We start from the raw sequence: 13,507 nt of genomic DNA, 5'->3' as shown, positions 1-13,507 counted from the left end.
GCACGCAAGCGGTAGGCGGCTCGTGGTCGGGTCGCGGGCCACGCTGCGGACCTTTCGACGACCGGCAGGCTGCCGGCAGACGACCCGCAGCCGACCGATGCAGCCGTGCGTTGCCACTACTCCCCACAGGTTGTGGAAAACTATGTGGATAACGGGTCCGCGTGGCACACTCCAGACTGATCCTGATCATCATGCAGCACCCGACGACGAAGGAATCACCTGGTGTCCAACCCCGACGAGAACATCACTGACGTCTGGGCTCAGACCATCGCCGTCCTCGAGGCCAGCCCCGACATGACGCCGCGGCAGATCGCCTTCATCAAGCTGGCCAAGCCTCTCGCGATCCTCGACGACACCGTGTTCATCGCCGTTCCGCACGAGCAGACTCGGACCTACCTGGAGACCCGGGTGCGCGACGAGCTCGTCTCCGCGATGGCGGGGGCACTCGGCCGGGACGTCCGCTTCGGGATCACCGTCGACCCCGAGCTCGCCGCCGAACCGCCGTCCCCCGCTGCCCTCACCGCGAGCGTGCCCGAACCCGCGATGCCGGTCCACGTCGAGCCCGAGCACGAGCGCGAGCGCGAGCGGATGCTCCCCGCGCCGGTGCCACAGCGTCCGCACGCCGAACCGACCCGCCTCAACCCGAAGTACATCTTCGAGACGTTCGTCATCGGGTCCTCGAACCGCTTCGCCCACGCGGCCGCCGTCGCCGTCGCCGAAGCACCGGCCAAGGCCTACAACCCGCTCTTCATCTACGGGCAGTCCGGGCTGGGCAAGACGCACCTGCTGCACGCGATCGGTCACTACGCGCACAACCTGTACCCCAACGTACGGGTGCGCTACGTGAACTCCGAGGAGTTCACCAACGACTTCATCAACTCCATCGGCGAGGGCAAGGCCGGCGCGTTCCAGCGCCGCTACCGTGACGTCGACGTCCTCCTCATCGACGACATCCAGTTCCTGCAGGGCAAGGAACAGACGATGGAGGAGTTCTTCCACACCTTCAACGCGCTGCACAACGCCAACAAGCAGCTCGTCATCACGTCGGACCTGCCCCCCAAGCAGCTCAACGGCTTCGAGGACCGGCTGCGCAGCCGGTTCGAGTGGGGCCTCATCACCGACGTGCAGCCCCCCGACCTCGAGACCCGTATCGCGATCCTTCGCAAGAAGGCCGCGAGCGAACGTCTCGCCGTACCGACGGACGTGCTGTCCTACATCGGTTCGAAGATCTCGACGAACATCCGCGAGCTCGAGGGCGCGCTCATCCGCGTCACCGCCTTCGCGAACCTGAACCGGCAGCAGGTCGACCTCGCTCTGGCCGAGATCGTCCTCAAGGACCTCATCACCGACGACGACGCCTCCGAGATCACTCCTGCGAGCGTCATCGCGCAGACGGCGGCCTACTTCGGGCTGACCATCGAGGACCTGTGCGGCAGCTCCCGATCACGTGTCCTCGTGACCGCGCGGCAGATCGCCATGTATCTGTGCCGAGAGCTCACTGATCTCTCGCTGCCCAAGATCGGGCAGCAGTTCGGCGGCCGTGACCATACGACGGTCATGCATGCGAACCGCAAGATCACCGAGCAGATGGCCGAGCGCAGGTCGACGTACAACCAGGTCACCGAGCTGACGAGCAGGATCAAGCAGCAGCACCGGGGCTGAGCCCTGGTCGCGCCGCGAGCGGTCGCGCTTGCTGGATGGGGTCACCCTGGGTGGGGTGGGCGAGGATGTCCCCGCTCTACCCTCCGCGCCCTCGTCCCTCGGGCGCTCCCGCCAGCCCCACCACGAGCCGGGCGCATCCTCGCCCACTCCCCTTCGTCGTACCGTGGGTGCGCCGCGGGCCGCGTGCACTGCCGGCCAGGGCGAGGATGCACCGCCCCGGCGCCGCGTCCTCCGCTCGTCCTCCAGCAGGCCGTGCCTGGGCGCCGTGCCCGACGCGGCTCTCGAACAGCAGACGTTCGTCCCCCGCCGCTCGACGTCATCCACAGACCCTGTTCGCCCTGCCCCGAAGGCCGTCGGATCAGACGCGCCGCGATGCGGAGATCCGGCCGCCGCACGTCCCGGGACCGGTGTCACCGTCGACACGGTCCCAGCTCTCAGGTCACGTCCTGCCGGTTATGCACCTTAAGTGGCTTTCCTGTGGATGAACTTCGTCCCGCACCTCGCCGCTGTGCACAGACGCCCGACGACGGCGCTCATCCCCTGGATGACGGCTCTCCACAGTCCTGTGGATGCACAGGCAGCCAATGCCCATGTGTACAAGTAGCGGTGGATATCCACTTGTCCCCATAGTTGTCCACAAGGCCTGGGGGTATGTCCACCGCTGGCCGCCGACCGTCCCCAGATCGGCAGTCGTGCGTCCCCAGCCGCCTGTGTACAGGGCACTCTGTGCTGTGTACAGATCACTCGGCGGCAGGCATCCCCCACAACCTTGTGCACCTACCTGTGGATAACTGTGGACGACGGGGCACATCGTGTGGACAGAGGAGGGCCGGTCGGTGGACGGCGATCTGTGGACAACTCGTCGTCAACAGTGCCTGCGATTTACCCACAGGCCCGTACCCACTTCGTCCACACGCAGAATCAGCCCCTGACCTGCGCGAAGACCCGTTTTCCACACTTTGCACAGCACCGATGACTACGACGAATGATCTCTAAGCAGGAAAAATCCACACGCCTTCATCTGGTCCCGCGCCGTTCGAGCTGCCCCAACTCGCACCTGTGACCGCCGTCACAACCAGCGCCGGGAGTCGAGCCGGAGCGAGCGAGCATCCACCACGATCCACAGAGCGTGCCAGAGGTACCGGGCAGTGCCTGGTCTCGCGTAGGGTTCATGCGGGCACGACGACCCGTACAGGTCTCGTCCTCCCCGACGGCGAGGAGGACGACGCGAGGAACCGCGACGTGTGGTCTTCATTCACCAGCGAACTCACCCCTGTGTACCGCGCGGTCGAGTGCCTGACATGTGAAGATCGATCCATGGACGAGAGGGTGTGGGATGAAGTTCCGGGTTGAGCGTGATGTCCTGGCCGACGCAGTGACCTGGACGGCCCGTACGTTGCCGACGCGGCCTCCGGCTCCCGTCCTCGCAGGGGTACGCATCGAGGCCGACGCCGTCGGGACGATCGGGCTGTCGAGCTTCGACTACGAGGTCTCTGCGCGCTCCGAGATCCCTGCCGAGGTCGTCGAGCCCGGTACGGTCCTCGTGTCGGGCCGTCTTCTCGCGGAGATCTCGCGCGCGCTGCCGGCCAAGCCTGTGGACTTCGCGGTCGAGGGCAACAAGGTGATCGTCACGTGCGGCGCGAGCCGGTTCACGCTGCTGACGATGCCCGTGGAGGACTACCCCGCGCTGCCCGCGATGCCGGAGCTCTCGGGCACGGTCTCGGGAGACGAGCTGACGCACGCGGTCGCCCAGGTGACGGTCGCTGCGAGCCGTGACGACACCCTGCCCCTGCTGACGGGCGTGCGCATGGAGATCGACGGCGAGCGCATCACGCTGCTCGCGACGGACCGCTACCGACTCGCTCTGCGCGAGCTCACCTGGACCCCGTCCTCGCCCGACTTCAACGCCGTCGCCCTCGTCCGTGCGCGGACCCTCAACGACGTCGCGAAGTCCCTGGGCAGCTCGGGCCTGGTCAACGTGGGGCTCACGGCGGGCTCGGGCGTCGACCTCATCGGCTTCGAGGCGGGCGGCCGCCACACGACGTCCCAGCTCGTCGACGGCGACTACCCCGCGGTCCGTCGTCTCTTCCCCGACGAGACCCCGATCCACGCTGTCATGGCGACCGCTCCGCTCATCGACGCGGCCAAGCGTGTCTCGCTCGTCGCGGAGCGCAACACCCCGATCCGCCTGTCGTTCACGGACGGTCAGGTCGTGCTCGACGCCGGCCAGGGGGACGACGCGCAGGCGTCCGAGGCGCTCGAGGCGGTCCTGGTGGGCGAGGAGATCTCGGTCGCCTTCAACCCGCAGTTCCTGCTCGACGGCCTGGGGGCCCTGGGGACGGACTTCGTCCGCCTGAGCTTCACGCACCCCAACAAGCCGGTCGAGTTCACCGGTCAGGAGTCGCTGGACGGCGAGGACTCGTCGCACTACCGCTACCTGCTGGTCCCCATCCGCTTCGCGAGCTGACCTCGGCCGGTCGCGCACGGAACGAGCTCAACGGTACGGAGGCACACGATGGTCACGCACATCGGTCTGGTCGGACTCGGCAAGATGGGCGCGAACATGCGCACGCGCCTGCGCGCCGGGGGGATCGAGGTCACGGGGTTCGACCAGAACCCGGAGGTCTCGGACGTCGCGTCGCTCGCAGAGCTGGTCGCCGCCCTGCCCGCAGGTCAGCGTCTCGTGTGGGTCATGGTCCCGTCCGGGCCGATCACGCGCGGTGTCGTGACCGAGCTCGCCGGGCTGTTGTCCGCGGGTGACGTCGTCATCGAGGGCGGGAACTCGCACTTCTCCGACGACGCCGTGCACGCCGCGGAGCTCGCGCCCCTGGGCATCGGCTACCTGGACGTCGGCGTCTCCGGCGGCATCTGGGGTCTCGAGAACGGCTACGGGCTCATGGTGGGCGGCGATGCGGCGCTCGTCGAGGCCGTGATGCCCGTCTTCGACGCGCTGCGCCCCGAGGGGCCGCGCGAGGAGGGCTTCGTGCACGCCGGGGCCGTGGGTGCCGGGCACTACGCCAAGATGGTGCACAACGGCATCGAGTACGGCCTGATGCAGGCCTACGCCGAGGGCTACGAGCTCCTCGAGGCCAAGGACATCGTCACCGACGTCCCCGGCACGCTCAAGGCCTGGACCCGCGGGACGGTCGTCCGGTCGTGGCTCCTGGACCTGCTGGTCAAGGCGCTCGAGGAGGACCCGGAGCTGGGCGAGATCAGCGACTGGGTCGAGGACTCGGGCGAGGGCCGCTGGACCGTGGACGAGGCGATCGACAGCGCGGTGCCCCTCCCCGTGATCTCTGCCGCGCTCTTCGCGCGCTTCGCATCGCGCCAGGGGGCGTCGCCGGCGATGAAGGCCGTCGCCGCGCTGCGGCAGCAGTTCGGCGGGCACGCCGTGAAGCCCGCCGGCGGTTCCTGAGGCGGACGTGCTCCCTGCCCGACGACGTCGCTCACCCGGTAGGTCGTCGCACCGGGGAGGCCGCACACTGGTAGGCGTCGCCCGGTGCCCTTCTCCACAGGCAGTCCACGTGCTGTGGAAGATCGGCCCCGCGACGACCGTTCCCCTCGACCTGTTCGACCCGACGCCGTAGGACCTGATGTACATCTCCCACCTCTCGCTCGCGGACTTCCGCTCGTACACGTCGGTCGACGTCGAGCTCGAGCCCGGTGTGAACGCCTTCGTCGGACCGAACGGTCAGGGCAAGACGAACCTCGTCGAGGCGATCGGCTACGTCGCGACCCTGGGCAGCCACCGCGTGCCGTCGGACGCGGCCCTGGTGCGTGCGGGGGCCTCGCGGGCCGTGGTCCGGGCGCGGATCGTCCGGGGCGACCGGGCGAGCACGGTCGAGATCGAGATCGCCGCGGGCAAGGCCAACCGTGCACGGATCAACCGTGCGCCGGCCGGCAAGCCCCGTGACGTCCTGGGGATCGCGCGGACCGTGCTGTTCGCCCCCGAGGACCTGGCGCTGGTCAAGGGCGACCCGGACGGCCGCCGTCGTTTCCTCGACCAGCTCGCGGTGCTCCTGGTGCCGCGGTTCGCGGGGGTCCTCTCGGACTACGACAGGGTCCTGCGTCAGCGCAGCGCGCTCCTCAAGTCGGCCGGCGGTGCGATGCGCGCCTCGCGCTCGTCGACCCCGGACCTGCGCACGCTCGACGTGTGGGACGCCAAGCTCGCCGCGACGGGGGCCGAGATCGTGGCGCTGCGTCTCCAGCTCGTCGCGGCCCTCCAGCCCTACGCGGCGGCGGCCTACGAGCAGGTCAGCTCGGGCCAGGGCGAGGCGCACATCGCCTACCGCTCCTCGGTGGCCGCCGCGCTGGAGGACACGCGCGACGGCGTCGGGCAGGAGATCGGACCGCAGACCGTCGAGGCGCTCGAGACACAGCTCCTCGAGGCCATGGCGGCCCTGCGCAGCAAGGAGATCGAGCGTGGTGTCTGCCTCGTGGGGCCGCACCGGGACGACCTCGTCCTGACTCTCGGCGGGCTGCCTGCCAAGGGCTACGCGAGCCACGGCGAGTCGTGGTCGTTCGCGCTCGCGCTGCGTCTCGCGTCGTACCGGCTCCTCACGGACGGGGCACCGGAGGCGGCAGGCTCGCTCCTGTGGTCGCCGGACTGGGGTCCCGACGGCGAGCCCGTCCTCCTGCTCGACGACGTGTTCGCCGAGCTCGACGTGCGTCGCCGCGACCGGCTCGCGGACCTCGTCGCGGGCGCCAACCAGGTCATCATCACGGCGGCCGTGCCGGAGGACGTGCCGCGGCAGCTCTCGGGGCTGCGGCTCGACGTGCTCGACGGCCGGGTGACCAGGCGTGCGTGACACCCCGGACGAGGACGGGACGACCCGCGAGGGCGACGAGGAGGTCGCCCGTCCCGCAGGGCTACCGGTCGGTGAGGTCGTGGACCTCACGCCGCCCGCCCAGGTCGCGCGCGAGGCGCTCAACCGCGCCCGTGCGGCCGCGCGCGCCAAGGGCATCCGTCCGGGACAGCCGTCGCGTCGCGTCCTGGCCGACCCTCCGCCGTCCACAGGGGCGCGCCCTGGTGGACGGGACCCGCAGACGTTCGGTGCGGTCGTGCAACGCCTGCTGCACGAGCGCGGGTGGGTCCAGGACGTGTCGGTCGGCGGGGTGATCGGGCGGTGGCGCGAGGTCGTGGGCGACCAGGTCGCCGACCACTGCGAGCCCGAGACCTTCGAGGACAAGGTGCTCGTGGTGCGCGCCGACTCGACCGCGTGGGCCACGCAGGTGCGCCTGCTGACGCCCCGGCTGCTCGAACGCCTCGCACAGGAGGTCGGTGAGGGCGTCGTCGAGACCGTGACCGTGCTGGGTCCGACCGGACCCAGCTTCCGGCGCGGACCGAAGTCCGTGCGGGGCCGCGGGCCGCGCGACACCTTCGGCTGATCGGACGCCCGGTTCGTGCCCTTATGTCCGTCCGGAAGGGGGGTCGGCCGCCGCCGCCGGTGCGCAGATCCACCACCCTGTGGAGAACCTTGTGGAGAACTTGCCCGCAGGGGCTCAGAATCCGCTGTTTCGGCCACCTCCCAGGTAGAATGGAGAGGTCATTCCGGGTACCTCCGCGAGCACCGTCTGGTGCACTGCGCGAGCCGGAACCGATGAGCCGTGCAGCGATCCTCCCCAGCGGGTGAACCTGTCGCGTGCATGATGACGAGGAGCGTTTCCGCCCGTGGCAGACCACACAGACAACGTCCCATCCAGCCTGCCTCCGGAGAGTGGTGAAGGACCGGGCAAGGACCGGGACCCCTCTGGCGGCACGTACGACGCGAGCAACATCACCGTCCTCGAAGGGCTCGAGGCCGTGCGCAAGCGGCCCGGCATGTACATCGGGTCGACCGGTGAGCGCGGACTCCACCACCTCGTGTACGAGGTTGTGGACAACTCTGTGGACGAAGCCCTCGCGGGGTACGCCGACACCATCGACGTGACACTTCTGGCCGACGGAGGTGTACGGGTCAAGGACAACGGTCGTGGCATCCCCGTCGCGATCCACCCGACCGAGGGGAAGCCCACCGTCGAGGTCGTCATGACGATCCTCCACGCGGGCGGGAAGTTCGGCGGCGGCGGCTACGCGGTCTCGGGCGGACTGCACGGTGTGGGCATCTCGGTGGTGAACGCGCTGTCGCGCAAGGTCCAGACCGTGGTCAAGCGTGACGGCCACACCTGGAGCCAGAACTTCAAGGACGGCGGCAAGACCGACGGACCCCTCGTCAAGGGCGAGGCCACCTCGGAGACCGGCACGACCCAGACGTTCTGGGCCGACCCGGAGATCTTCGAGACGACCGAGTTCGACTTCGAGACGCTGCGCTCGCGCTTCCAGCAGTACGCGTTCCTCAACAAGGGCCTGCGCATCACGCTCACGGACGAGCGCCGTCAGTTCCTCGACACCGACGACGAGGTCACGGGGCAGGTCACCGACCCCGCCGAGGACCTCGTGGCGGCTCCCGAGGGTGAGGACGAGTTCAAGCCCCGCGTCGTGTCGTACAAGTACGACGACGGGCTCGTGGACTACGTCAAGCACCTCAACTCGGCCAAGAAGGTCGAGCTGATCCACGACGAGATCATCGACTTCGAGTCCGAGGACAAGGAGCGGCGCATCTCGGTCGAGGTCGCGCTCCAGTGGACCGGCTCGTACTCCGAGTCCGTGCACACGTTCGCCAACACGATCTCGACGACCGAGGGCGGTACGCACGAAGAGGGGTTCCGTGCGGCCATGACCTCGCTGGTCAACGAGTACGCGCGGGCCAAGGGCATCATCAAGGAGAAGGACGACAACCTCACGGGTGACGACATCCGCGAGGGCCTCACCGCCGTCCTGTCGATCAAGCTCGGCGAGCCGCAGTTCGAGGGTCAGACGAAGACGAAGCTCGGCAACACCGAGGCGAAGTCGTTCGTCCAGCGCGTCGTCCGTGCGCAGCTCACGGACTGGTTCGACTCGCACCCGACCGAGGCGCGCGACATCATCCGCAAGGCGATCCAGGCCTCGCAGGCGCGGCTCGCGGCCCGCAAGGCGCGCGAGGCGACCCGTCGCAAGGGCCTGCTCGAGTCCGGCGGCATGCCGGGCAAGCTCAAGGACTGCCAGTCGAACCGTCCGGAGGAGTGCGAGGTCTTCATCGTCGAGGGTGACTCGGCAGGTGGCTCGGCGGTCCGTGGCCGCAACCCGCACAACCAGGCGATCCTCCCGCTGCGCGGGAAGATCCTCAACGTCGAGCGTGCGCGCCTCGACCGGGCCCTGGGCAACAACGAGGTCCAGGCCCTGATCACGGCGTTCGGCACGGGCATCGGCGAGGACTTCGACATCGCCAAGCTGAGGTATCACAAGATCGTCCTGATGGCCGACGCCGACGTCGACGGCCAGCACATCTGCACGCTGCTGCTGACGTTGCTCTTCCGGTACATGCGCCCGCTCATCGAGCACGGCCACGTGTACCTCGCGCAGCCGCCGCTGTACCGCCTCAAGTGGTCGAACGCGCCTCACGACTACGTGTACTCGGACCGGGAGCGCGACGCGTTCCTGCTCGCCGGTCAGGCCGAGGGCAAGCGCATCCCCAAGGAGAACGGGATCCAGCGCTACAAGGGTCTCGGCGAGATGGACTACTCGGAGCTGTGGGACACGACCATGGACCCCGACCACCGCACGCTCAACCAGGTGACGCTCGACGACGCCGCAGCCGCGGACGAGATCTTCTCGGTGCTCATGGGCGAGGACGTCGAGTCGCGACGCAACTTCATCCAGCGCAATGCCAAGGACGTGAGGTTCCTGGACATCTAGACGGCGTGGTCGGGTGCCGCGAGCGGCCGGGTGGAAGACCCGGCCGCTCGCGGCGGCCCGGACCAGGCCCGTCAGGCACGGACCCGGCACGCAGCCGTTCCAGCGGCCGCGCACCGCGGTCCCCGTGCCACGACTCAGCTTCACCACCCAGCAGGACCACGACAGGACGAGGTAGACGACGGTGACGGACGAGACTCCCGAGCAGGACGAGAACCAGGGAACCCTCCCCGGGGACGGGACCGAGGCAGCGCTGGGAGCAGACGGCACGGTCGCCGTGCACCACGGCCGGATCGCACAGGTGGACCTGCAGCTCGAGATGCAGCGCTCGTACCTCGACTACGCGATGAGCGTCATCGTGGGGCGTGCGCTCCCGGACGTGCGCGACGGGCTCAAGCCCGTGCACCGCCGCGTGCTCTACGCGATGTACGACGGCGGGTACCGTCCCGACCGCGCGTTCTCCAAGTGCAGCCGCGTCGTCGGCGACGTCATGGGCAAGTTCCACCCGCACGGTGACACGGCCATCTACGACGCGCTCGTGCGCCTCGTGCAGGACTGGTCGCTGCGCTACCCGCTGGTGGCTGGGCAGGGGAACTTCGGCTCCCCGGGCAACGACCCCGCGGCGGCGCCGCGGTACACCGAGTGCCGCATGGCCCCCCTCGCCATGGAGATGGTGCGGGACATCGACAAGGACACGGTCGACTTCCAGGACAACTACGACGGTCGCACCCAGGAGCCCGTCGTCCTGCCCGCGCGCTTCCCGAACCTGCTGGTCAACGGGTCGGCCGGCATCGCGGTCGGCATGGCCACGAACATCCCGCCGCACAACCTCCGCGAGGTCGCCGAGGGCGTGAGGTGGCACCTGGCGCACCCGGAGGCCTCCAAGGAGGAGCTGCTCGAGGTCCTGCTCACCAAGATCAAGGGCCCGGACTTCCCCACGGGCGCCACGATCCTGGGCCACAAGGGCATCGAGGAGGCGTACCGCACCGGCCGTGGGTCCATCACGATGCGCGCGGTCGTCAACGTCGAGGAGATCCAGAACCGGATCTGCCTCGTCGTCACGGAGCTCCCCTACCAGGTCAACCCGGACAACCTGGCGCTGCGCATCGCCGACCTGGTCAAGGACGGCAAGGTGCAGGGCATCGCGGACATCCGCGACGAGACCTCGGGCCGTACGGGACAGCGCCTGGTCATCGTGCTCAAGCGCGACGCGGTCGCCAAGGTCGTCCTGAACAACCTGTACAAGCACACCTCGCTCCAGGAGAACTTCGGCGCGAACATGCTCGCGCTCGTCGACGGCGTGCCCCGCACGCTGAGCATCGACGCGTTCGTGCGCCACTGGACGACGCACCAGATGGACGTCGTCGTACGGCGTGCGCGCTTCGAGCTGCGCGCCAAGGAGGAGCGCGCCCACATCGTGCGCGGCTACCTCAAGGCGCTCGACGCGCTCGACGAGGTCATCGCGCTCATCCGCGCGTCGGCCACGGTCGAGGACGCGCGCGAGGGCCTCATGGCCCTGCTCGAGGTCGACGAGATCCAGGCTCGCGCCATCCTGACGCTGCAGCTGCGCGCGCTCGCCGCGATGGAGCGCCAGAAGCTCATCGACGAGTACGCCGAGCTCGAGGCCGCGATCAAGGACCTCAACGACGTCCTGGCCCGTCCCGAGCGTCAGCGTCAGATCGTGGGCGACGAGCTCGAGGAGATCGTCTCGCGCTACGGCGACGAGCGTCGGACCACGATCCTCCCTTACGACGGCGACGTGTCGATCGAGGACCTCATCGCCGAGGAGGAGGTCGTCGTCACGATCACGCGCGGCGGCTACGCCAAGCGCACGCGCAGCGACAACTACCGCCAGCAGAAGCGTGGCGGCAAGGGCGTGCGCGGCACGCAGCTGCGCGAGGACGACATCGTCGACCACTTCTTCGTGACGACGACGCACCACTGGCTCCTGTTCTTCACGAACCTGGGCAGGGTGTACCGCGCCAAGGCGTACGAGCTGCCCGAGGGCGGCCGCGACGCCAAGGGGCAGCACGTCGCGAACCTGCTCGCGTTCCAGCCCGGCGAGAAGATCGCGCAGGTCCTCGACCTGCGCGACTACGACGCCGCCGAGTACCTGGTCCTCGCGACGCGCCGCGGTCTGGTCAAGAAGACCCGACTGTCGGAGTACAACTCCCCGCGCTCGGGCGGCCTCATCGCGATCAACCTGCGCGAGGACGAGGACGGCAACACCGACGAGCTGGTCTCGGCCCGGCTCGTGGACGCCACGGACGACCTGATCCTGGTCTCGCGCAAGGGGCAGTCGATCCGCTTCACGGCCGACGACGACGCGATGCGCCCGCTGGGCCGCTCGACGTCGGGCGTCACGGGCATGAAGTTCCGGGAGGAGGACGACCTTCTCGCCATGGACGTGGTCCGTGACGACGCCTTCCTGTTCACGGTCACCGAGGGTGGCATCGCCAAGCGGACGCAGCTCACCGAGGACAACTACCGCGTCCAGGGCCGCAACGGCTTCGGCATCAAGGTGGCGAACCTTCCCGAGCGCAACGGCGACCTGGTCGGAGCCCTCGTGGTGGACGGCGACGACGAGGTGCTCGTCATCATGGAGCGCGGCAAGATCGTGCGGTCCTCGGTCGACGAGGTGAAGCCCACGGGCCGCACGTCGCAGGGTGTCATCTTCGCCAAGCCGGACAAGAACGACAAGATCATCGCCGTTGCCCGTAATGTCGAACGTCGACTGGGGGAGGATCGGGATACCGTGGACGAGGACGCGTCCGAGCAGGGGCAGTCCGAGGTCGCCTCTCCCGCCAGCAACACCGGGCAGGAGGCTTCGTCGGAAGCGACCCCCGGAGCCACCGAGGATGGTAGATGAGCAGCGAGAAGAAGTCCCCGCCGACGATCGTGCCGAAGGCGGTGCAGCCACGCCCTGACGAGGTGACGAGCACCGCGACCCGCCCACCGGCGAGCAACGGCACCGCACGGACCGCAGGGGGCGGGACGACCAACGGTGCGCAGCCCGGGGCGAGCGCCCCGGTACCGCCGCCTCCTCCGACGACGGGAGCGACGCCGTCGGGCTCGACGCCCGCGAGCGAGAAGCCCGTCCCGCCGCCTCCGGCCGCGGGTGGCCCGGCCGCCCGGTCCGGTGCGCTGAAGGCGGCTGCGGCCGCCATGGCGACCGCCAAGGCGGCCGCCAAGAAGCTTGCAGAGCCCTCTCCGGCGCCCGCGCCCGCGAAGCAGAGCGAGAAGTCTCCCGACGAGATCGACGACCGAACGGTGCCACGCGTGAACAAGACCCCGACGAGCGCAGGCGCACCCGCTGCGGGCGGTACCCAGGAGGTGCCCGCCATGCACTACACCGCGGCGGGCTTCAGCGGGACGGCGAGCCCGGTCACGGGCGCGACGCCCGTGGCTGCGGCCGCGGCGCCGGCCGGGCAGGCTCCGCGACCGGCGCAGCCGGCGACGGGGGCGACGCCCGCGGCGCGGTCGGCCGACGGTCCTCGTCGGGTGCGTCTCGCGATCTCGCGCGTCGACCCCTGGTCGGTCATGAAGCTGTCGTTCCTGCTCGCCGTCGCGATCGGGATCATGACGGTCGTCGCGACGGCGGTCCTGTGGACCGTGCTCGACGGCATGGGGGTCTTCACCGAGACCGACGCGCTGATCCGCAGCATCGTCGGTCAGGAGTCCACGGTCGACGTGCTCCAGTTCGTGGAGTTCAACCGGGTGGTCGCGCTGTCGACCCTGATCGCGATCGTGAACATGGTGCTCATCACAGCGCTGTCCACGATCATGGCGTTCATCTACAACATCGTCGCGGCCATGGTGGGCGGAATCCACCTCACGCTGACGGACGACTAGGACAAAACACACCATACCGGGACGTCGTCCGAGGGCCCTGGGCCCGCTTCGGAGGACGTCGGACGATGTCCCGGTTTGGGTGCACCCCGAGAAGTGCGGTAGTCTCAAGCGCTGCCGCAGCACAGCAAGGGCCTATAGCTCAGACGGTTAGAGCGCTTCCCTGATAAGGAAGAGGTCAGAGGTTCAAGTCCTCTTAGGCCCACTGCAGGAAACCCACCCGAG

At 69.1% G+C, this 13,507-nt stretch carries 8 protein-coding genes and 1 tRNA gene; all 9 read left to right on the top strand.

Features of this window, described 5'->3' with window-relative positions:
- Window positions 1-222: 222 nt before the first annotated feature.
- The 9 genes from dnaA (at window position 223) to WFH32_RS15050 (ending at window position 13,487) form a co-directional block, all read left to right on the top strand.
- Complete coding sequence (gene dnaA / locus WFH32_RS15090; protein ID WP_336708136.1) at window positions 223-1,662, top strand: chromosomal replication initiator protein DnaA; 1,440 nt, start codon at window positions 223-225, stop codon at window positions 1,660-1,662.
- 1,336 nt (window positions 1,663-2,998) lie between these two features.
- Entirely contained in the window at window positions 2,999-4,129 is a 1,131-nt protein-coding gene (gene dnaN / locus WFH32_RS15085; protein WP_138826994.1) for a DNA polymerase III subunit beta, read from the top strand.
- A gap of 48 nt (window positions 4,130-4,177) precedes the next feature.
- Window positions 4,178-5,077, top strand: coding sequence for a phosphogluconate dehydrogenase (NAD(+)-dependent, decarboxylating) (gnd, locus tag WFH32_RS15080; RefSeq protein WP_336708135.1), 900 nt, complete (start codon window positions 4,178-4,180; stop codon window positions 5,075-5,077).
- 178 nt (window positions 5,078-5,255) lie between these two features.
- Window positions 5,256-6,470 (top strand): DNA replication/repair protein RecF, encoded by a 1,215-nt coding sequence (gene recF, locus WFH32_RS15075; protein ID WP_336708133.1) that lies wholly within the window; start codon window positions 5,256-5,258, stop codon window positions 6,468-6,470.
- Window positions 6,463-7,050 carry a DUF721 domain-containing protein gene (locus tag WFH32_RS15070; RefSeq protein ID WP_318243962.1) on the top strand — a complete coding sequence of 196 codons (588 nt, stop codon included), beginning with the start codon at window positions 6,463-6,465 and terminating at the stop codon, window positions 7,048-7,050. The genes recF and WFH32_RS15070 overlap by 8 nt, the downstream gene beginning before the upstream one ends.
- Before the next feature lie 316 nt (window positions 7,051-7,366).
- Window positions 7,367-9,436: a DNA topoisomerase (ATP-hydrolyzing) subunit B gene (gene gyrB / locus WFH32_RS15065; protein ID WP_191794943.1), complete on the top strand. Its 2,070-nt coding sequence runs from the start codon at window positions 7,367-7,369 to the stop codon at window positions 9,434-9,436.
- A gap of 181 nt (window positions 9,437-9,617) precedes the next feature.
- On the top strand, window positions 9,618-12,302 hold the full coding sequence (gene gyrA / locus WFH32_RS15060) for a DNA gyrase subunit A (RefSeq protein WP_191794680.1): 2,685 nt from the start codon (window positions 9,618-9,620) through the stop codon (window positions 12,300-12,302).
- On the top strand, window positions 12,299-13,285 hold the full coding sequence (locus WFH32_RS15055; protein WP_225227657.1) for a DUF3566 domain-containing protein: 987 nt from the start codon (window positions 12,299-12,301) through the stop codon (window positions 13,283-13,285). The genes gyrA and WFH32_RS15055 overlap by 4 nt, the downstream gene beginning before the upstream one ends.
- 128 nt (window positions 13,286-13,413) lie before the next feature.
- Window positions 13,414-13,487, top strand: a tRNA-Ile gene (locus tag WFH32_RS15050).
- The last annotated feature ends 20 nt before the right edge of the window (window positions 13,488-13,507 follow it).

Source organism: Oerskovia sp. USHLN155, from assembly GCF_037145535.1.
Classification (GTDB): Bacteria; Actinomycetota; Actinomycetes; order Actinomycetales; family Cellulomonadaceae; genus Oerskovia; species Oerskovia rustica.
This window is presented reverse-complemented; position numbering and strand designations above follow the sequence as displayed.